Annotated in this window: 18 protein-coding genes, 3 tRNA genes and 1 pseudogene; 14 read left to right on the forward strand and 8 right to left on the reverse strand. The window is 46.8% G+C overall.

Translation table 11 applies throughout. The features are described 5' to 3' along the window. Window positions 1–321: 321 nt before the first annotated feature. The 4 genes from uvrY to A7K98_RS07175 all read left to right on the forward strand — a co-directional run bounded on the left by uvrY (window position 322) and on the right by A7K98_RS07175 (window position 3,632). Window positions 322–981, forward strand: a complete 660-nt coding sequence (uvrY, locus tag A7K98_RS07160) for a UvrY/SirA/GacA family response regulator transcription factor (protein WP_087490405.1) — start codon at window positions 322–324, stop codon at window positions 979–981. Further along, window positions 974–2,806, forward strand: coding sequence for an excinuclease ABC subunit UvrC (gene uvrC, locus A7K98_RS07165; RefSeq protein ID WP_087487928.1), 1,833 nt, complete (start codon window positions 974–976; stop codon window positions 2,804–2,806). The genes uvrY and uvrC overlap by 8 nt, the downstream gene beginning before the upstream one ends. A 69-nt stretch (window positions 2,807–2,875) precedes the next feature. Next, entirely contained in the window at window positions 2,876–3,424 is a 549-nt protein-coding gene (gene pgsA / locus A7K98_RS07170; protein ID WP_087487929.1) for a CDP-diacylglycerol--glycerol-3-phosphate 3-phosphatidyltransferase, read from the forward strand. A gap of 132 nt (window positions 3,425–3,556) precedes the next feature. Then, a tRNA-Gly gene (locus tag A7K98_RS07175) sits at window positions 3,557–3,632 on the forward strand. A 156-nt stretch (window positions 3,633–3,788) separates the two neighbouring features. Here A7K98_RS07175 and A7K98_RS07180 read toward each other — a convergent pair. Then, a complete protein-coding gene (locus A7K98_RS07180; RefSeq protein WP_087487930.1) occupies window positions 3,789–4,706 on the reverse strand; it encodes a LysR family transcriptional regulator in 918 nt (305 codons plus the stop codon). A gap of 252 nt (window positions 4,707–4,958) precedes the next feature. Here A7K98_RS07180 and A7K98_RS07185 point away from each other — a divergent pair, with 252 nt between their 5' ends. From A7K98_RS07185 to A7K98_RS07195, 3 genes are all read left to right on the forward strand, one after another. Continuing rightward, window positions 4,959–5,588 (forward strand): LysE family translocator, encoded by a 630-nt coding sequence (locus A7K98_RS07185; protein WP_087487931.1) that lies wholly within the window; start codon window positions 4,959–4,961, stop codon window positions 5,586–5,588. 436 nt (window positions 5,589–6,024) lie between these two features. Then, a tRNA-Cys gene (locus A7K98_RS07190) sits at window positions 6,025–6,098 on the forward strand. A 5-nt stretch (window positions 6,099–6,103) separates the two neighbouring features. Next, window positions 6,104–6,190 (forward strand) — tRNA-Leu (locus tag A7K98_RS07195). Between the two features lie 129 nt (window positions 6,191–6,319). On the opposite strand, the gene nadS is transcribed toward A7K98_RS07195, so the two are convergent. The 4 genes and pseudogenes from nadS to A7K98_RS21275 all read right to left on the reverse strand — a co-directional run bounded on the left by nadS (window position 6,320) and on the right by A7K98_RS21275 (window position 8,946). Then, complete coding sequence (gene nadS / locus A7K98_RS07200; protein ID WP_087487932.1) at window positions 6,320–6,619, reverse strand: NadS family protein; 300 nt, start codon at window positions 6,617–6,619, stop codon at window positions 6,320–6,322. Continuing rightward, the gene (locus tag A7K98_RS07205) at window positions 6,619–6,930 is read right to left on the reverse strand and encodes a type II toxin-antitoxin system RelE/ParE family toxin (RefSeq protein WP_087487933.1); all 312 of its coding nucleotides are present in this window, start codon (window positions 6,928–6,930) and stop codon (window positions 6,619–6,621) included. The genes nadS and A7K98_RS07205 overlap by 1 nt, the downstream gene beginning before the upstream one ends. A 364-nt stretch (window positions 6,931–7,294) precedes the next feature. Beyond that, a pseudogene (locus tag A7K98_RS07210) lies at window positions 7,295–8,645 on the reverse strand (IS3 family transposase). Window positions 8,646–8,769: 124 nt separating this feature from the next. Further along, on the reverse strand, window positions 8,770–8,946 hold the full coding sequence (locus tag A7K98_RS21275; RefSeq protein WP_157665893.1) for an integrase: 177 nt from the start codon (window positions 8,944–8,946) through the stop codon (window positions 8,770–8,772). Window positions 8,947–9,669: 723 nt separating this feature from the next. Here A7K98_RS21275 and A7K98_RS07215 point away from each other — a divergent pair. The 4 genes from A7K98_RS07215 to A7K98_RS07230 all read left to right on the forward strand — a co-directional run bounded on the left by A7K98_RS07215 (window position 9,670) and on the right by A7K98_RS07230 (window position 13,206). Next, window positions 9,670–10,350, forward strand: coding sequence for a type 1 glutamine amidotransferase domain-containing protein (locus A7K98_RS07215; RefSeq protein ID WP_087490406.1), 681 nt, complete (start codon window positions 9,670–9,672; stop codon window positions 10,348–10,350). A gap of 90 nt (window positions 10,351–10,440) precedes the next feature. Beyond that, window positions 10,441–11,196 carry an alpha/beta hydrolase gene (locus A7K98_RS07220; protein ID WP_087487934.1) on the forward strand — a complete coding sequence of 252 codons (756 nt, stop codon included), beginning with the start codon at window positions 10,441–10,443 and terminating at the stop codon, window positions 11,194–11,196. A gap of 387 nt (window positions 11,197–11,583) precedes the next feature. Next, complete coding sequence (locus tag A7K98_RS07225) at window positions 11,584–12,189, forward strand: TetR/AcrR family transcriptional regulator (RefSeq protein ID WP_087487935.1); 606 nt, start codon at window positions 11,584–11,586, stop codon at window positions 12,187–12,189. 555 nt (window positions 12,190–12,744) lie between these two features. Then, the gene (locus A7K98_RS07230; RefSeq protein ID WP_087487936.1) at window positions 12,745–13,206 is read left to right on the forward strand and encodes a hypothetical protein; all 462 of its coding nucleotides are present in this window, start codon (window positions 12,745–12,747) and stop codon (window positions 13,204–13,206) included. A 268-nt stretch (window positions 13,207–13,474) separates the two neighbouring features. On the opposite strand, the gene A7K98_RS07235 is transcribed toward A7K98_RS07230, so the two are convergent. After that, window positions 13,475–14,224: a DeoR/GlpR family DNA-binding transcription regulator gene (locus tag A7K98_RS07235; RefSeq protein ID WP_087487937.1), complete on the reverse strand. Its 750-nt coding sequence runs from the start codon at window positions 14,222–14,224 to the stop codon at window positions 13,475–13,477. 81 nt (window positions 14,225–14,305) lie between these two features. On the opposite strand from A7K98_RS07235, the gene A7K98_RS07240 reads away from it, so the two are divergent. Next, on the forward strand, window positions 14,306–14,905 hold the full coding sequence (locus A7K98_RS07240) for an NUDIX domain-containing protein (RefSeq protein ID WP_087487938.1): 600 nt from the start codon (window positions 14,306–14,308) through the stop codon (window positions 14,903–14,905). A 70-nt stretch (window positions 14,906–14,975) separates the two neighbouring features. Here A7K98_RS07240 and A7K98_RS07245 read toward each other — a convergent pair whose 3' ends face one another. Further along, entirely contained in the window at window positions 14,976–15,311 is a 336-nt protein-coding gene (locus A7K98_RS07245) for a DMT family transporter (protein ID WP_087487939.1), read from the reverse strand. A gap of 474 nt (window positions 15,312–15,785) precedes the next feature. On the opposite strand from A7K98_RS07245, the gene A7K98_RS07250 reads away from it, so the two are divergent. Together A7K98_RS07250 and A7K98_RS07255 are read left to right on the forward strand one after the other, a co-directional pair. Beyond that, window positions 15,786–16,961: an amidase gene (locus A7K98_RS07250; RefSeq protein WP_087487940.1), complete on the forward strand. Its 1,176-nt coding sequence runs from the start codon at window positions 15,786–15,788 to the stop codon at window positions 16,959–16,961. Next, window positions 16,961–18,232 (forward strand): Zn-dependent hydrolase, encoded by a 1,272-nt coding sequence (locus tag A7K98_RS07255; protein ID WP_087487941.1) that lies wholly within the window; start codon window positions 16,961–16,963, stop codon window positions 18,230–18,232. Before A7K98_RS07250 ends, A7K98_RS07255 begins: the two co-directional genes overlap by 1 nt. A gap of 101 nt (window positions 18,233–18,333) precedes the next feature. On the opposite strand, the gene A7K98_RS07260 is transcribed toward A7K98_RS07255, so the two are convergent. Continuing rightward, window positions 18,334–20,589, reverse strand: coding sequence for a FepA family TonB-dependent siderophore receptor (locus A7K98_RS07260; RefSeq protein WP_232461599.1), 2,256 nt, complete (start codon window positions 20,587–20,589; stop codon window positions 18,334–18,336). Window positions 20,590–20,951 lie beyond the last annotated feature (362 nt).

Here is a 20,951-nt window from a genome sequence, read left to right on the forward strand (position 1 = left end):
AACCAGCGATAACTCGCCATAATTGCGGATATTATAACAGAATCAAAATGTTGGCATTAGCATTTTAGGGGGTGTGGCACTTTCTGTAGTTTTAAATGTGGTTCCGGGTATTAATAAAAGAAAGTTACTCTGATTTTCAGTCGCTGACGCAGCTTGATTTTATATGGTTAAACAGTAAAAGCCATAAATTATGCTATAATCGAAACTTGATTTTCATCAAATAATGGTCGCTTATAAAGGATCTGCCCTGGCGATTATGTAAGACTGTTTGTGGCTAACTCTGCCAAAAATTCCTCTGCAAGCCTTTTGGAGTACACCCTTTTGATTAGTATCCTCCTTGTTGATGACCACGAATTAGTCCGGGCCGGTGTACGTCGTATACTGGAAGATGTTACTACCATGGTGGTTAGCGGTGAGGTGTGTTGTGGAGAGGATGCCATTAAGTGGTGCAGGCAGAATACGGTAGATGTCATCCTGATGGATATGAATATGCCTGGCATTGGCGGGCTTGAGGCTACCAGGAAAATTATGCGTATCCATCCGGATGTCAAAATTATCATGCTGACCATCTATTGTGAGAATCCCCTGCCGGCCCGGGTCATGCAGGCTGGAGCAGTAGGGTATCTGACGAAAGGATCAACGCCTCAGGAAATGATTAACGCTATTCGCGCGGTTAATGCAGGGCAGCGTTACATTGCCCCGGATATTGCGCAAAAAATGGCGCTTAGCCAGGTTGAATATCATGGCAGTGAGTCTCCTTTTTCCAGCCTGTCAGAGCGTGAGTTGCAGATTATGCTAATGATCACTAAAGGCCAGAAAGTGACCGATATTTCTGAGCAGTTGAATCTTAGTCCTAAAACAGTTAATAGTTACCGTTATCGTATGTTCAGTAAGCTGAATATTAGCGGTGATGTTGAGCTGACGCATCTGGCGATACGGCACGGGTTAGTTAATTCGGATTTGGTAATCAGCAGTGAGTGAAATTTTTGATTCTGTCGATTTTCTTCGTACGGTCACACATCAGCCCGGGGTTTACCGGATGTACGGTACCGGTGATGAAGTCATCTATGTAGGAAAAGCAAAAGACTTAAAGAAGCGACTCAGTAGCTATTTTCGTATTCAGGTCAACAGCCGTAAAACGGAAGCTTTGGTGGCTAATATCCGTCATATCGACGTGACGGTGACCCACAGCGAAACTGAAGCCTTACTGCTGGAGCATAACTATATTAAGTTATACCAGCCACGTTACAATGTATTGCTGCGTGACGATAAGTCCTATCCGTTTATTTTGTTAAGTAATGACAAACATCCTCGTCTGGCATCCCATCGTGGTGCCAAACATGTTAAAGGTGAATATTTCGGCCCTTTTCCGAGTGGTAGTGCCGTGCGTGAAACGCTGGCTATCCTGCAAAAAGTGTTCCCTGTCCGCCAGTGCGAAAACAACGTCTATCGCAACCGCTCACGCCCCTGCCTGCAATATCAGATAGGGCGGTGTCTTGGGCCATGTGTTGAAGGTCTGGTTTCTGAAGAGGAATATCAGGAACAGACTGAGTACGTCAGACTGTTTTTGTCTGGCAAGGATGATCAGGTTCTGAAATTGCTGATTAGCCGGATGGAGCAGGCGAGTAAGGAATTGAAATTTGAAGAAGCTGCCCGGATACGTGACCAGATTCAGGCGGTCAGGCAAATTACTGAGAAACAGTTTGTCTCAAATCAGGGGGATGACCTGGATGCCATCAGCATTGCCTATGATTCAGGAATGGCCTGTGTCCATGTGCTGTTTATTCGTCAGGGCAAGGTGCTGGGCAGCCGGAGCTATTTCCCGAAAGTACCGCCGGATACTGAACTATCAGAAGTAGTACAGACGTTTGTTGGTCAGTTTTACCTGCAGGGGAGTGAAGTTCGTACGTTGCCCGGGGATATATTACTGGACTTTGCCTTGCCGGAAATCAGTGTACTAAGTGAATCATTGACAGAACTGGCAGGCAGGAAAATCAGCCTGCAGAGTAAACCTCGGGGTGATCGCGCGCGTTACCTTAAGCTGGCAAGAACCAATGCTGCCACAGCGCTGGTATCCCGACTGGCACAACAATCGACAATTCATCAACGACTTGCGGCATTGGCCAGTTATCTCAGATTACCGGCTATTCGCCGGATGGAATGTTTTGATATCAGCCATACGATGGGGGAGCAGACTGTTGCCTCATGCGTAGTGTTTGATGCTAATGGCCCGGTACGAGCCGAGTACCGACGTTATAATATCACCGGAATTACTCCGGGGGATGATTACGCGGCCATGAATCAGGTTTTGCAACGACGTTACAGTAAGTCGCTGGAAGAAAGTAAAATTCCTGATGTCATCGTAATTGATGGCGGAAAAGGCCAGCTTGCTCAGGCGAAAGAGGTATTTGCCGGACTCGATGTTGACTGGGATAAGAATCACCCTTTGCTGTTAGGGGTAGCAAAAGGCAGTGACCGTAAGGCCGGTCTGGAAACGCTGTTTTTTGAAGCCGAAGGGGAAGGGATGTCATTGCCACCGGATTCCCCGGCATTGCATGTCATTCAGCATATTCGTGATGAATCTCATGATCATGCTATTTCCGGGCATCGTCTGAAACGTGCCAAAGTAAAGTCAGCCAGTAGCCTGGAAGGTATTGAAGGGGTCGGACCTAAGCGCCGCCAGCAGTTGCTAAAATATATGGGTGGGTTGCAGCCACTGAAAAATGCGACGGTTGAAGAAATCGCCAAAGTTCCAGGTATTTCTGTGACACTGGCGGAAAAAATATTCTATTCTCTCAAACACTAGCATTGAAACAGCAGGGGCAATGTAGGAACATAGAGACAAACACCACCCCATCCAGGCCGTTAGTGCTCTATGCAATTTAATATACCGACATATCTTACGCTTTTCAGGGTTGTTTTAATTCCCTTCTTTGTATTGGCGTTCTATTTGCCATTCAACTGGGCACCTGTTTGCTGTGCATTGTTGTTTGTTATCGCAGCAATAACTGACTGGTTTGACGGTTTTCTGGCTCGCCGCTGGAAGCAAACAACAGCTTTTGGCGCATTTCTTGACCCTGTTGCCGATAAAGTGATGGTCGCTATTGCGCTGGTGCTGGTGGCTGAATATTTTCATGCATGGTGGGTGACTTTACCCGCGGCAACAATGATTGCTCGTGAAATAATTATTTCGGCCTTACGTGAATGGATGGCAGAAATTGGCAAACGCAGCAGTGTTGCAGTTTCCTGGATTGGTAAAGTAAAAACCACAGCTCAGATGCTGGCACTGGTCGCATTACTCTGGCGGCCGAATGATATGGTAGAAATGGTTGGTGTTCTTGCATTATACATTGCCGCAGTACTAACTTTCTGGTCGATGTTTCAGTATCTTAGTGCGGCAAGAAAAGATCTGCTGGATGAATGAGCATAATGCTGCAAATAACAGCAAACGACAGTTGTTTTGTAATAAACTGATTGACTGAATTGCCGCTGTCAGTAAAATGCGGCACATCAAAGGTTGTCCTGCTTATCTGTTTACAGAGTTCAGAACAATTTTGCGGGAATAGCTCAGTTGGTAGAGCACGACCTTGCCAAGGTCGGGGTCGCGAGTTCGAGTCTCGTTTCCCGCTCCAGATTCTAAAGTGTCAGATTATTATTTTCTGATACTCACAAAAAAAGGACCTTAGGGTCCTTTTTTTGTTGCCTGATATCCCATTGTTAATGCTCTGTGTTTCCGTAATCTTTTCACTGCCAGCCGTAATATTAAGCCAGAACTTAGTCAGCACAGGTTATTCTGCAATGGCAGGATGAATAATCAGGTGTTCGGGGACTAAGCCGGGGACCTGGGGACTCAGGTGTTCAAACAACCGGATTATTCGTGACTCTGCAGCAGATGCCTTTGGCCAGACCAGATAATATCCGTCACCGGTTGCCACTGCCTCATCAAACGGAAATGCGAGTAAATTATCATTCACTGCGGACAGGCAAAGCAATACATCACCGATCGAAACACCATGTCCTCCGGTAGCAGCCTGAATCCCCTGTTCAAGAGTATCAAATACCTTACCCTGCAGCATATTAAGATCGCGAAACCTGCCAGACCCGTTTATCCATCTTCTCCAGTCCCGACGATCATAAGAAGGGTGCAGCAGTTCGCAACGGCAGATATCTTTTCTGGCATCGCTCACCAGAGCAGGGCTGCACACCGGAATTAACCATTCTTTAAACAGCAACCGGCTGATGGTCCCGGCGCCGAACTGACCGTTGCCAAGCAGTATTGCGCAGTCGTAAGGCTCACGGTGAAAATCGATACTGTCAGTATCCATCCATACGCTGGTGATTTCTGTCTCCGGGCAATCGGCTTGATTGCTCAGGCTACGAAGTGCTCCCAGCAGCCAACGCATAGTGAGTGTCGAAGGAGCTTTTAGCCGCAATTTGTGGCGACCACTGCGAAAATGATCACAGGCCCGCTCCAGGCTTTGAAAACCTTCTGTCAGTTGCATGGCAAGAATCTGCCCGGCGCTGGTGATTTCTACCTGCGGTCCTTTGCGATGGAAAAGCTGACAGTCGAACCATTGTTCAAGGGTACGAATGTGTCTGCTTACAGCTCCGGGAGTAACATTGAGCAAATCTGCGGCTTTGCTGAAAGAGCCCGATCGGGCTGCGGCTTCAAATGCCCGTAATGCATAGAGTGGTGGTAAGGACATAGAGGATGCTTAGTTGAGTTTTACTCACATTGAACTGCATTTTTTTCCGTTTTTCAATCTTCTGATACCCGTCAATAATAGGTTACGAGATTTAATTCAACAGCAGGCTGTGCCGAAGACGGAACAGCTGTTTTTTGATGGGGTACATTACCGTGCGTTTTAGCGCTGGCATGGAAAGGACATTATTGTGAAGGTAAAAAATCAGTCAGACAGTGGCGGCTGCAGTATAAATAGTTATAGGAATATCTCCCCATGAATCCTGGATTATTACTGGCTTACATCGTTGCAGTAATCACGCTGCTGATCACTCCCGGTCCGGTGGTAGCCCTGGTTACAGGCACTGCCGCACAATATGGTGCTCGCAAAGCATTCGCCACCGTCATAGGGACTAACAGTGCTTCCCTGGTGCTGATTAGTATGGCTGCATCAGTTCTGGCAGGGGTTGTGGCTTTGCCAGCGATTTTTCTGATGCTGGCGGGGATTGCTGGTTCTTTGTATATCGGCTGGAACGCGTTATCCGGCCTCAGACCACAGATTGCAGTTCAGCATGATACAACGCCAACAGTTGGAAACAGTAAAAATGCTGTTATCACCGGATTTTTGACGGGGATTTCGAATCCTAAAGATATCCTGTTTTTTGTCTCATTCTTTCCGCAGTTCATTGCTGTGACAAATAATTTTGCCACCAGTATTGCCACTCTGACCGCCATATGGGTCGTTTTTGATTTTGCTGTTCTGTCGTTTGGGATTCTGCTGGTCAGATACTGGTTACCGGACCGCTATGCGGCAAAGATTCACCGGATAGCTTCATTTTTTATGCTGGGGGTAGCGATATTCGGACTGCTCTACAATCTGGCGGAAATGATCAGACTGTTCCATTAACCGGAAATGTTTTCAGGGATCACCGTTAACCCGGCGCTATAGTCGTTAAAGGGATATATCTACTGTATTTCGCAAAGCTGACGATTCCTGAGAAAGTCTTTTTCCGGACAAAAGCAGCATAAAGATATCTGTATCGGAACTGCAGGGTTGCTGGAGCAATGGCAGGATAATAAGGGGCTAATTTCACCACTTTAACTGCAGGGTGTTTGCTCTGTGAACAGGTTGCTGAATTTTCGGGCATTCGGACATTAATATCGGAAAAAAAAGGGGATAGCTCTTGCCAAGCCCTGGGAACCAGTCCATAATAGCGACCATTCCGAAGACGACAGGTAATTAAGTCTTTAGGAATCAACAAGTTAAATCGAAAGCTTAGGTTTGACTGACAAGAATTAACAATTGTAACATCTCTAAGGTGTTGTAATTTAAAAGAATAAAAGGCGCGTTGGCAGAGTGGCCATGCAGCGGATTGCAAATCCGCCTACCTCGGTTCGACTCCGGGACGCGCCTCCAGATTTGCCCAGGTGGTGAAATCGGTAGACACAAGGGATTTAAAATCCCTCGGCTGTAAGGCTGTGCGGGTTCAAGTCCCGCCCTGGGCACCACCGATTATAATGAACAAAAATAAGCACATATGTGCAATGTCGTTTAACCGCCGTCAGGCGGTTTTTTGTTTTCTGAAGTTGTGCGTTATTGTCAGGCAAAAAAACCAGCTTTAACGCTGGTTTCGGTGGTTAGGGTGTATCAGGAGAAAGTGCCGGGATCACATGCTGAGGATCGCGTTCTATCGCTCTCAGCAATGCTTTTGCCGGTCCGGTGGGTTCGCGTCGTCCCTGTTCCCAGTTCTTCAGCGTGTCAACATTCACTGAAATCAGTTTCGCGAACCCACTCTGTGAAAGACCGGTGGCTGTTCTGATTGCCTTGACCTTAACTGCGGTAACCGTTGTTTCACGGGAGGGTTCACGTGAACCCTCAACGATTTCATTCATTTGCGTCATACTTTCTGTCAGACGCTCAAACAGTTTCTTGTCCATTACCAGCCCTCATTCAACGCCCTTAGCAAACGTTTTTCTTCCTCAGATAAATCATCCCTGATGCCTTTTTTATAGATGAGCAGAAGTCGGATCTGTGATTCGGATAGTTTATAGTAGTAAATTACCCGAACACCGCCACGTTTACCTTTGCCCCTGGCAGCCCAGCGTACCTTACGCAGGCCACCTGTATTCTGAATCACGTCTCCCCAGGCAGGGTTGTCTGCCATGAACTGCTGAAACTCGCGGTATTCATCATCGTTCAGTAGTTCCTTTACATCTTCGGTGAATATATGGGTTTCAATAAACAGCATAAGTGTACGTCATTGGCGTATGGTGTCAGAGATACTAACACTTATAATCTATAAGTCAATGGCGTATAGCAAGAGGGGGAAGTGTAGAGCAGAAGATCTCGTAAAAAATGGCGGCGAAAATTAGCAAAAAGCTGGATTGTGTAGTCATAAACAATCTTTTATTTAAATTAAATCATAAAATTAAATCATAATCTTATGATTTAAAAAGCAGAGTCGTAGTTTTTAAAAGCCCTCGGCTGTAAGGCTGTGCGGGTTCAAGTCCCGCCCTGGGCACCACCGATTAAAATGAACAAAAATAAGCACATATGTGCAATGTCGTTTAACCGCCGTCATGAACTGACCCCATAAAGTTGGACGGTTCATGTTAAACGGCTACCAGGGGCTGGGTTCGGTACTCTACCGGACTTAGCCCTTTTAGTTTCAGTTTTATTCTTTCATGATTGTAATAGTGGATATACTCATCGATTGCTATGCGTAACTCTTTTATATCTCTAGATTCACTGAGGTAAAAGCATTCCGCCTTTAATGTCCCGAAGAAGCTTTCTATTACCGCATTGTCATAGCAGTTGCCCTTTCGTGACATGCTCTGTTTCAGCCCTGCTTCCTTAAGTCGCTTCTGATATTGCACCATTTGATACTGCCAACCCTGATCTGAATGGAGCAACGGGTATTCACCTTCGTTCAGCACTGATAACGCTTTAGTCAACATATCATCTACCATCGACAACCGGGGGCGATGTTCCATTTGATATGCCACGATTTCACCGTTATAAAGATCAAGTATCGGAGATAAGTACAGCTTTTCCCCGCCAACTTTAAATTCCGTAACGTCCGTGACCCACTTCTGATTTGGTCTGTCCGCAGTAAACTTACGATCCAGCACATTACCGGCAGCTTTGCCGTATCGGCCTTTGTAAGAGTTGTACTTTTTCACTCTGATACAGGATGCCAGCTGTAACTGCTTCATGAGCCTCTGAACCGTTTTATGATTCAGTAAACACCCCGACCCGCAAGCGTGATCCTGCGATATCCATATCGCCCTTTATGGTGATGGAACAACGCCAGGATCCGACGCTTATCATCGGCATATTTATCTGCCTTTTTGCCGCATGACAACTGCCAGTAAAACGTACTTCTGGCTAACTCAGCGGCTTTCAGCAAACGCGCCAAAGGAAATTGTGACCTTAGCTCATTCACGACTTGCGTTTTATCCCGCGTTTTGGCGTGTTTTTTTCCCTGAGTAAGGCTTGAAGCTTTTTTAAGTAAGCCACTTCGACGCGTAGTTGCTCAAGCTCTTCGCGTTCGTCCGTATTGAGGGTGGTCTGAGAAAGGTTAACCGCTTTCTTTTCAGGTGTATCTGGCATCGTTTTTTTCCTGCCGCGGTTGACTTTGAGGGCTTCAATACCCCCCTCATCATACAACCGTTCCCACAGACATACTGAGGAAAAAGCAGGGATAGCGAATTTGGCACAGACTTCGCGAACAGACAGACGGTGTTCACGCATAGACAAGATAACAGACTCTTTGAAAGCCGGAGAATAGGTGAAGCACCGCATAGTCAGCCCGGCTTCGCCATGAAGCTGCCATAAAGCAGTCCACTTTCTTACGGCACTGTTATCGATACCAAACCGTTTTGCTGTCGCTTTCTGTCCCTCCAGTCCGGAAAGGTAGTGCTGCACGACCTCAAGTTTGAAGCTGAGAGAATACTTACTCATAAAAAACTGCACCTTACTCAGTTGGGTGTCCAACTTTTGGGGTGCAGTTCAATCAGGCGGTTTTTTGTTTTCTGCGGTAGGAGCATAATATCACTTCATAATATTATTTAACTGACGTGTTAATTCAGATAACGTGAATGGCGTTGTTTTTTTGCTTGTTTTCTAAGTTCTCTCCCGGGCCTCGATCGCCTGAAATTACCGGCTTCTGCTCCAGGCTTCCTTCCGTATCAGATATTGCTCTGGCCTCTAAATCATGAAACGTGAAATCAGTTTTCAGGTATGGATATTTTTCCTGAGTCATTATCTTCGTGCCGTTCCGGGTTGAATTGAAAACATCGCTATGGGGCTTATTTCGGTGGGGGTAAAGCACCAGCAATTTAGTGCTAACCTCTTTCTGGTCTTACGACGACAGGCAATACATAATTTCCCGGACATCTGAGGTTTACCCGTTTTTATTCATGAACCAGTGCCTTGTTTATCGTCAGCTAAGCGGATTAGCAGAGAAAATACATGAGCGCCACGGGCCAAAGGACAAGCCAGCGTATTTCACCATGGATGGCAGTGAGGTCAGGAGCCTGGTCATCACCAAATATTTTCAATCCAAAAGAGTGTTTGCTGCCTGAACTGGCCCTGTATGGCCTGCGGGTATTTGCCATTTCCCGGACTGTACAGGTGTTAAAAATCTACAGTAATGTGTAGCAACATTATGAATTAACGGGAAAATACTCAGATTTACCAGCCATATCAATGCAGCCAGTTACTACCTCCTTAAAAATATTTTTCATCTATCGTGAAAATTAACTAGACGACCGGTCTATTAGTTTGTTAGCTTAAAGCCATGGAACGAACTGACGAGATTCTGAAGTCATTGATACTGTCTGGTGTCATACCAGTCTAAGACCTGGCTCAGAAAATTGCTGGTTTAACTGCCATAGGTGACATTCATTTATAGTTGACCGGTCTATTATTTTAGTTTGCTAACGACCTGTTTGCTTAATTAAAAATCTGTTTTTGGAGAACGATGATGAAAATTCTGATGGTACTGACCTCACACGACAAACTGGGTGAAACTGGCCGTAAAACGGGTTTCTGGCTTGAGGAGCTGGCCGCACCTTACTATGCCTTTAAAGATGCAGGTGCCGAAATTGTGCTGGCATCTCCGTTGGGTGGAAATCCTCCGCTGGATCCGAAAAGTAACGAACCAGATTTTCAGACCGAATTTACTCACCGTTTTGAAGCTGATACCGATGCGATGGCGCAACTGGCTACCACTGTCCGTCTGGACACTGTTTCCCAGACAGAATTTGACGCTATTTTTTATCCGGGGGGACATGGTCCACTGTGGGATCTGGCAGAAGACAAGCATTCCATTGCACTGATCGAGTCATTTTTCTCTGCAGGTAAAAGCATTGCTTTTGTTTGTCATGCTCCCGGGGTACTGCGTCATGTAAAAGCTCCGGATGGCCGCCCGTTGGTTGCTGGTCGTCAGGTCACCGGATTCACTAATACGGAAGAAGAAGCCGTTGGTCTGACCCGTGTGGTGCCATTCCTGGTAGAAGATGAGCTAATAGCAAAAGGTGGTATCTATTCCAAAGGTGCAGACTGGAGCTCTTATGTGGTTACCGACGGTTTATTGATCACCGGCCAAAACCCGGGTTCTTCAGCGGCGGCTGCGGTTCAACTACTGGACCAACTGGCGAAATAAATCTTCCCGGGACAGGGGAGGTTGTAAGCCAGCCTCCCGTCTTCGGGTAACTAAAGATAACCCCACTGATAGTGATAAGTGAGATTTAGAATGAGCAAAAAATCATTAGGTTATGCTGTTTTAGGTTTGGCGCTATCTGCCTGTACTTATACATCAATGGCAGAACCGGTAAAAAATATCGTTCTGGTGCATGGCGCTTTTGTTGATGGATCTGGCTGGAATCCGGTTGCCAGCATCCTGACTAAGCAGGGTTATCAGGTTTCAATTGTGCAGGAACCCCAGACTTCTCTGGCAGATGACGTGGCAGCGACCAAACGGGTACTGAAGATGCAAACCGGGAAAACATTGCTGGTCGGGCACAGTTATGGCGGGATGATTATTAGCGATGCTGGTAATGACCCATCTGTAGCTGGTCTGGTCTACATTGCAGCCATGCAGCCAGATAAAGGAGATTCGCTGTTAAGCCTGGCAAAAAAATATCCCCCGGCCGGCCATTCGATTGTCGAAACGGATGATCACTTCCTCTACCTGAAGCCATCAGCCTTCCATGCTGATTTTGCGGCAGATCTGCCTGAAAAGGTAACAGATCTGATGGCCCGGTCGCAGGTTATGCCCGCAGTTGCAGCTTTTACCGCACCGGCAGGAGAACCGGCATGGAAACATAAACCCAGCTGGGCAGTTGTTGCAACCGAAGATCGTGCTATAAATCCACAGTTGGAGCGCTTTATGGCTAAGCGGGCAGACAGCATAGTTATCGAACTAAAAGGTAATCATGCTATTTATGCGTCACAGCCTCAGGCAATTGCATCCGTTATCGAAAAAGCGGCTCAATCGCTGTCCCGTTGACAGATAACAGGGTCCGTAAAGAACTGGCACTTTCCCGTTTGTGAACCGGTAACCCGTTACAATTACTGATTTATGAACGGGAAATGTGAATAAAAGTCTGTCGGGCATCAGAGTACCTAAAGTTCAGTGACTGCTAAGCGCGGGAACTATTATCTGAACCTTATTTTCCCTGTAATTGCATAAACGATATGGCAGGGCAGCAAGCATAAAACTGGCCGTAGCGAGGCGAGTTCAACCACAGGCTTAATCATCCCGGTTTTATTAAAAATGGCAGGTTACGGTGAACCATAAACCTGAGCTCTGCCAGACGGAAGTCGGGTTTTATCTGTCAATTCTGCCGGAAATCATTCCGTAGACGACCGGTCTAGTCTCTGATAAATTGACGCTATGAAAACTGCAACTAAACAACAAAACCAGCAAGTTCGTGAACATATTCTTGTTACCGGTCAGCGTATTATGGCGGGGAAAGGGTTCTCGGCGGTCGGTCTGAAAGAGATCCTTGAGGAATCTGATATTCCTAAGGGCTCTTTTTATTACTATTTTTCCTCAAAAGAAGATTTTGGCGTAGCCATGCTCGAACACTATTTTGAGGACTATCTGGACGATCTTAACCAGACGCTGGCTGAGCCAGGCCTTAACAATGCTCAGAGGCTGGTAAATTACTGGCAGAAATGGCGAGCGACACAGTCATTTCATGATTGTCAGGGGAAATGTCTGGCAGTAAAACTTGGAGCGGAAGTAGCAGATCTGTCAGATAAAATGCGTATGGCATTGATGCACGGAACCGCTGGTATCATTTCCCGTCTGGCAGAAGCACTGGAAGCAGGTGCGGCGGAAGGGTCTTTAACACTCGAAGACGAGCCTGAAAAGGTTGCCGAAAGTTTGTATCAGTTGTGGGTTGGTGCCAGTGTGATGGTGAAAATAGTAAGAACAGTCACACCATTCGATACTGCGATGAAAATGACCCTGCAGGTTTTACATATCTCAGTTTAACAGCCGGTGAGTTTCTGTGGCAGTAATACAGGCAAGGGGAACTCCGGTTTAACCTACCCGAAAGTAAATACCAGGATACAATGTGTGTTAACCGCTCTCATGCGGTTTTTCTTATCTGAGTAATTTTATCACCCGGTTATTCTCCAGTGATCTTTTAGCCTGCCTGTCAGTAAACACAGAAAAGAGTACTGATATCCCACCTTAAGAAACCAGGATATTTATTCTGATTAAAAATTTGCTATTGGGCTGAGCATAGCTGATACGCCCAATAAACTATGTTTTACTGAAAGTTACAATCAGGTTTCTAAATATTATTTTTCGGTTTATTACCTGAGTCTAAGTGAAGGGCGGGTTTGAAGGGTAGACCGGAAAATATTTATTTATCAAGCGAATTAACTGAAATAAAAGCAACATAAATTATAGGGTTAAACAATTTTCCCGTAATTACACATAGCTCTGCGGCTCCGCTTTGGCGGGGCCGTTTTGTTTTGGGCACAGGAATTATTTGCTGCAGTAACTATGCTTATCAGTGACAGGTCTGTTAAGGAGAAAACCATGAATATTACTTACGATGATTTAGTGGAAAAACAAAAACTTTTAGATCGGAAATATACGGAGCGGGTTGCAGATCTGATTGAGGGTGCAGAGAAAATTCTCGAAGAGTACCGCGAATCACTGGTATACCACGGTGATAACAGAGCAAAAATTGCTTTCATCGGGGAAATCCAGAATGGAAAAGCTGAGTTTGTCAGACTGAGTGAAGCGCAGCTGAATGAAGAGCAACGGTTAAAGTTCGCTATTCTGACGGACCTTTCCGTTAATGAGATTAAAAAGCGTTTTGCTAACGTTGAGCTCACATTATCCATGCGGGAAGGAAAGATCTTTGTGCTGGTGGGGGATGCGACAGGGGCCCCTTTCATTATTCCTGCAGATAATTCAGCATATAGTTACCATCAGGTTTGCCTGGCAATTAAGAAAAACATTTCTGACAGGCTTGATGCCGAAATGCCACGTTAATAACCTGCATAGAAACCCCGCAATGGCGGGGTTTTTTACGGGTGTGACTCCGGGGCTGCAGGAAGTTAGCCAGGGTGCGTGAAATAAGTAGCGCTCACTGGAAACTTAATTCTGAACTACTGTTGTAAACCGATGAGCTCACGGATACGCAGGATTGTATAAGAGTGGCAGAAAATCACCGTACAGAGACGTTGATTATGTTAACTCCGCGTGGATAAATCTTCAGTTCCGTTCAGGTAGCTTTCAGGCAGCTAAAATTTCAGGCACTTTACAGCAATGTGATTCCCTTTTGCTGTAACCATTCAGGCATCTGTTGTGCAGGATCCCCGTCGATTATCATCGTACTGGCCAGAGCCAAATCGCCAATAGCGTATGCAGAGGCTGAATTGAGTTTCTCTTTCGAGACCATGACAATGGTTTCTGCAGCACGGGAAGCCAGCGCCCGTTTTACTCCTGCTTCTTCGTAGTTTCCGGTGGTCAGGCCTGCGGTTTTATGTACCCCTGTTACCCCCATAAAAAACAGATCTGCGTTAATCCGGGCTATGGCTTCAAATACCGTGCTGCCGACAGCCACTAATGAATGACGATAAAGTTGCCCGCCAATCAAAATCACTTCGACCAATGGCAGCTCAGCTAATGCCACAGCAATTGTCGGACTGTGGGTGATTGCCGTAAATATCAGATCTTTTGGTAACTGACGAACCATTGCTTCAGTGGTCGTTCCACCGTCAATGATGACGACCTGACCGGGCTGGATCAGTCGCGCCGCCTTTTTGGCAATATATTGCTTAGAGAGTGTTTGCACGTTTTTGCGTGTTTGTATATCGGCCGTTGCGGCAGAAACCGGCAGAGCACCACCATGAACCCGCTGGAGTAATCCATCGGCAGCCAGCTCGCGCAGATCCCTGCGTACAGAATCTTCTGAAACCCCAAAGCGCAAGCTGAGGTCGCCGGACATCACCTGGCTTTCGGCTGCCAGTATTGCAAGGATTTGTTGTTTACGCTGAGCAGATAGCATGATTTTTCTTTCTTGTTTTTTCCTGAATGTGCGTTATTTTGCATGTTATGGTCATTGGTGTCATCTTAAAAAGAGAAATTTATGCAGCCGAAAATACGCAATATCCGTGAGCAGTTATTATCCGATAACTGGTACATCCTGAAAAAATATACTTTTGAACTGCTGCGTTCCGACGGGCAGTGGCAGGAACAGCAACGTGAGGCCTACGATCGTGGAAACGGTGCTGTCATCCTGTTGTATAACCGCCAAAAGCGTTGTGTTGTACTTACCAGGCAGTTTCGTTTTCCGGTATTTATTAATGGTCATCATGGGTTATTGATAGAGGCAGCTGCCGGGTTGCTGGACGATATTTCCCCTGAGGCACGGATTATTGCGGAAACTGAGGAAGAAACCGGCTACCGGATTCAGCAGCTAAAAAAGATTATGGAAGTCTATATGAGCCCGGGCTCAGTCACCGAAAAATTATATTTCTTTATCGCCGAATATAATGATGCAGATCGCTGCGGCACTGGAGGGGGACTGGCCGGGGAAGGGGAGGATATTGAGGTACTGGAATGGCCATTATCCCGGGCACTGGCTGCGATTGAAAGCGGGGAAATTGCTGACGCGAAAACGATTATTTTATTGCAATATCTGGCCTTAAATGTTTTATCGGCTCCGGGCAAAGCTGCCGAAGGTTAACGCGTGATATGGCGGCAGAAAGCCAGTCCTGTGGTTAACTGCGGGCCGGAGGTTCAGCCCGCCAGCACTTTTAGTGTGAGACTGATTTGGAGAATAGCTGGATGACGATGACACCACCAATGATCAGAGCAATACCGAGGATGGCCGGCAGATCCAGCTTCTGATGAAAGAATAACCAGGAAATCAGTGACACAAGACAGATACCCACCCCGGCCCAGATAGCATAAGCCACCCCGACATTCATCACTTTAACAACCTGTGATAAGCCGATAAACGAGATTATATATCCAAAAATAACTGCCAGAGAGGGAAGTAACCGGGTAAAACCTTCTGAAGACTTAATCATTGAGGTAGCGAAGGTTTCGGAAATAATCGAAATAAAAAGAATAATCCAGACTTTTAACATTGCGGCATCCTGTTAGCGTCAGAGGGCAGATACCGGCCTGTCAGGCCCTTTAATCATGCCATTATGCTGATTTATCCGTGCTGTTAAGCTGAAACATCGGATGTGAACAGATATTTTAGCGTTTTCCGGTGAAGGATGGCAATCCGGAAGACCCCAGGGAGAGACGCTTCACTATCAGTGAATGGCGACGATTATCAGGACTCCTGCAGCGGTAAATTGTCCGTGCCGCGAGCTTATTTCCCCAATTCAGTGCATGGTTCCGGCCGGAACACTTCGGTCGCTTAACCCGTGAGTGTCTGATAATTTCATTGTTTTCAATGGGATATATTTAATTCCTTTCTCGTGTTTTTGTCATGCCCGGGCTGGTATGGCATTTGCTTATTACCCATATCTTTTTAATTCAGATGGTTGCGTCATAGTTACCTGTCGGTAGTCATGCGCATGACCATCAGGAATCTTTTCCCGGAGGGAACAATGTGGGACCAGTCACGGGCATTTATGCCTTATCCGTTTACTGAACTGAAGCATGCAGAACAGGGACCGTTAAGTGGTTTAACTTTTGCGGTGAAAGATTTATTTGATGTGGCAGGATATCCCACAGGTGGGGGAAATCCGCATATTCTGGCGTTGTCCGGTATCAAAACCCGTACCGCTCCGGCAGTCCAACAGCTTCTGGATGCCGGAGCTCGCTTTGTCGGTAAGACGCATACTAATGAAATGGCGTTTTCGATGAGTGGCCACAATATTCACTATGGAACACCCTGCAATGGTGCGGCTCCGGACCGTATTCCGGGTGGATCTTCGTCTGGTTCTGCAGCAGCGGTTTCCAACGGATTGTGTGATATTGCCTTAGGCACCGATACCGGTGGCTCAGTACGTACCCCGGCCAGTTATTGTGGCCTTTTCGGTATCCGCCCGACACATGGAAGAATTTCGCTACAGGATTGCCAGGCGCTGGCTCCTTCTATGGATACCTGTGGTTTTTTTGCCTCAGATGCTAAACATTTCTCCCTGGTAGCAAAATGTCTGCTCGGTGAAGATACGCCACAGCCTGCTGAAATCCGGTTAGCCTGCAGTAGTGAACTGTTCGGGCGGTTACCAGCAGAAAGTCAGCAGGCGCTGACTCCCGTATTACAACAAATCAGCCGCTTATGGGGAGAGTTTCTGCCTATGCCAGGTTGGCCTGAACAGCGTGAAACTCTGTTTAATGCTTTTCGGGTCATTCAGGGATATGAGGCATGGCAGGCTCAGGGTGAGATTATAGAGCGTTATAGTCTGAGTCTTGGTCCTGACATCGCGGCACGCTTTGCTTTTGGACGTGGAGTTAGCTCTGATGAATATCAGAGCGCCTGTCGTGACCGGCAACAATTTACAGAATGGTGGGATCAACAACTGTCCGGACGAATCCTCGTATTACCGACAGTACCTGAGATTGCCCCGTTGCTGAGTGCGACGGCAGAACAAATCGAAGCGACCCGTCGTCTCTCTCAGGATTTACTGATTATTGCTGTAATGACCGCCGCTCCACAGGTCACCGTACCGATGGCTGAAGTGGATGGTGTGCCGCTGGGAATTTCTTTACTCGGCCCGCGAGGCAGTGATCAGCGGTTGGTTGAGATGGCCACAATACTTTCTTCCGGAGAAAATTAATGACTAACGATGTGCTGGTAAATTCAGTTGCCGCAGTCTCAGATATGCGGATTAACGGTGAAAGATTATGGGATTCGTTGATGGAGCTGGCCGAAATCGGCGCGACGGCAAAAGGGGGCTGTCGACGGCTGGCGTTAACAGACCTGGACCATCAGGGCAGAGATCTGGTGATCAGTTGGGCTAAAGCTGCCGGGCTGTCTGTGACCATCGATAAAATCGGCAATGTCTTTATGCGCAGGGAAGGCCGGAATCCTCAACTGTTGCCGGTGATGGCTGGCAGCCATATTGATACACAGCCGACCGGTGGAAAATACGACGGTAATTATGGTGTGCTTGCGGCGCTGGAAGTTATCCGCACGCTGAATGATCTGGATATTGTTACCGAGGCCCCTCTGGAGGTCGTATTCTGGACCAATGAAGAAGGTTCCCGTTTTGTTCCGGTAATGATGGGGTCCGGAGTATTTGCCGGCGTTTTTCCACTGGAACAGATTTACGCCGTACAGGACAGTGAAGGCAAAACTGTGGGCAGTGAGCTGGAAAATATCGGTTATATCGGCGAGCAGACGCCTGGCGACCACCCGGTAGGCGCCTATTTTGAGGCCCATATCGAGCAGGGGCCTATCCTCGAAGATGAAGAGAAAGTCATCGGTGTGGTGCAGGGAGTATTGGGAATTCGCTGGTATGACTGCAAAGTCACTGGTCAGGAGTCTCATGCGGGACCCACCCCTATGTCACTGCGCAAAGATGCCCTGCAAACAGCCACCCGTATCATGCAACAGGTGATTACTATTGCAGGGAAAACCCCGGAAGGGCGCGGGACTGTCGGCAGCGTTCAGGTTTATCCGAACAGTCGTAATGTGGTGCCGGGAGAAGTGACGTTTTCTGTCGATTTACGCAATATCAGTGATGAACTGGTAGCAGAAATGGATACTGATTTAAAAACCTTTATCTCAGATCTTAGCCGGCAGAGTGGTATGGAGATTGAACTGACAGAGGTCAGTCACTATCCGGCCGCCCCCTTTGATGCAGAGTGTCAGGCAGCTATTGCAGGGGCGGCAGATAAACTCGGTTATCCGTCACGGGAAATTGTTTCAGGTGCCGGGCATGATGCGGTGTATATGAGTTATCTGGTCCCTACCGGGATGATTTTCATTCCCTGTAAAGATGGTATCAGTCATAACGAAGCAGAGTATGCATCACCGGAACATGTGACGGCAGGAGCTAATGTATTATTGCAGGTGATGTTGCAGTATGCGGGAGTTGCCGGATAGCCGAAGTTGTCCGGTTAACAGGAGTGCAGGCCAGAGGTTGGCCGCGCACAGTAACAAAGATAATCACTCAGCCAACTGAGATGGCTGAGTGATTCATGGCATCAGAATGATGCTGTCATTCCCATTGAATAAGCGCGCCCCGGCTCATTGTAGGTAGATGCACCTTCATTTGAACGATAGATTTTCTTATTCAGCAGGTTACTGATGCCGGCATTTACCCGCAGATTTTTGCTGATCTTATAGTTAGCCGTCAGACCAAAGATAGAGTAAGAACCAACTTCAGTTTCATTCATTGCATCCACTTCTTTACGAATATCTGCGGATGAACGTGGTTTCTGGCGCCCGTAAGCTGTCCAGACAGCAGACGTAGTCAGCTTCGGTGTCACCTGGAATTCCAGGAAAGTATTCACGGTATATTTCGGGATCAATGATAATGGGTTGCCATTTGATTTGTACTTAGCATCGAACATATAAGTGGCATTGGTACGCCAGGTCAGCAGATCTTCAACCACCGGGACCGTCAGGTTGGCTTCGAGTCCCTGGGTCAGTGCCTTGCCGCCATTTTCCCAGCGATAGATATTGTAGCCTGAACTGCTCCAGGCACTGGCAACATTCACCGTTCCTACAGAGTTGGTTCCGGAGACAATTTTATTCTGATAATCATTTCGGAAGAACGTCAGCCCGGCCGCATAGCCTTCATCATTCCATTGCAGACCAATTTCTTTGTTAACACTGATCTCAGGTTTCAGATCTTTGTTGCCCATCAGATAACAACCGCCGGTAGTACCAGGAACACAACCATTACCGCTACTGGCCAGCAGATATCCTTCACTTGACTGGTAAAGGTTAGGTGCTTTAAACATTCTCGCGATGCCGGCTTTCAGGGTCAGATGCTGAGTCAGTTCCTGAGAGAAATTAAATGAAGGGCTCCAGTTGGTGCCAAAACGATCGCTGTAATCCATGCGCAGACCGGGAATCAGGGTCGTCCCCGGTAAAGCATCTATAGTATCTTCCAGATAGATTCCCGCCAGGTTCTGGCTGTTCTTTGGACTGCGATCTGCCGGGTTACCCGAAGTTCCGGCTATGTCATAGCCTGATGCATTAGTATCTTCAATTGACGCCGGATCATTGAGTTCTTCGCGGCTCCAGTCGAATCCGGCGGTCAGAGTATTATCCACCCACAGTTCAAACGGAATATTGACTTCACCATTACCTCGCCAGGTTTTATAGCGGCTGGTGGAGTAACTGGTATCATTAATCATCCCTTCCACTTTTCCGGTAGAACCTTCATTCAGACGGGTATTGTGGGTGTCTTCATAGCTCAGGGTGAATTTTGATTGCCCCCAGTCCCAGAAACCATTGTGAGTCAGGCTGTATGACTGACGATACATACGGTTGGTTTCCTGGCCATAAAGTTGTGGCACTAACGTACTGATATTGCTGTTACTGTATTGAGTGTCACCGGCATAAATATTGCCCTGACGGCTGTAAGCATAGTTAAAATCAATGATATGCTGCGGTGAGAGTTTCCATTCGAACATCGCATTGATATCGCGGTTGCGGACACCTTCATGCCCGGCAGCATAACTGCCATTTTCCGCCGTGTTAATATCAGCTGCATCTGCCTGCGTTTTATTAATATTGCCATATAACCGCATGGTCAGAACGTCGTCAATCAGTGGCCCGCTCAGACTAAAGTTAGTGCGGTTTGTCGCACCTTCTTTTTTATTTTCCGGCTGATTGGTAAACAGTGATACCGAACCGTGCCACTGGTTGGTAGGTTTTTTAGTGATAATATTCACCACACCCCCCATCGCTCCGGAACCATAATGGGCTGCGGCAGGACCGCGCAGTACATCGATATGGTCAACCATTTCCGGCGGAACCCAGTTAGAGTCACCGCGGGTATCCCTTTCTCCGGTACGGCTGTAACGAACTGAGCTGCGTGAGGATACCGGTACACCGTCTATCAGAATAAGTGTGTTTTCTGGTCCCATGCCACGAATATCGATCTGGCGATTATTACCTCTGCTACCGGTTGCACTGTTGCCGGTAAGATTAACGCCTGGCATTTTACGAATGATTTCAGACAGGTCGTTTACTGGCGGGGAGTTTTCAATGTCCTTTTGAGTGATCAGTGATGCACCGGGCTGTTGTTTTAATTCATCCTCGGCTTTGCCCTTAACCACAATCACGCCTTCGCTATGTTGGTTACGGGACGCATCGGTGATGCTGCTGGTTTCGGTTTCGCTGCTGCTGTCAGCCGCGAGTGAGGGGGTTGTCAACATACTACTCAGAGCAAGGCCGACAAACATAGCTAAGCGGGTACGACGAGGTTGCTGTGTAAGAGAATACATACGTATTTCCAGATACAATTTGTTACGTGTTGAATGAGTTTGATAATTATTATCATAAAGGTTTTCGATAAACATCTGTTTTTCTAAATCATTACTAAAAACTTACACTTTAATTACGTTTGTTAGTGAACTTTTCTTATTATCAATTTAAGTATTGATATTTAAAAATAAATTAAATGTCATTATGTTGTTAATTATTTCACATTGATGTTTTTTGATAAAAAAGTCCGGTTTTTAGCGAAGGGTTTGCATGATCAGAAGGCTGCTAAGGCTGGTTTTTGAAGTGATTTTTGTAAAAAAATAACAATAAGGTAAATAACTAACACGAAATCTGAAAAGCAAAGCAATCAGTTTTTTAGGTT

Origin of the sequence: Tatumella citrea (assembly GCF_002163585.1) — a bacterium.
Lineage (GTDB): Bacteria > Pseudomonadota > Gammaproteobacteria > Enterobacterales > Enterobacteriaceae > Tatumella > Tatumella citrea.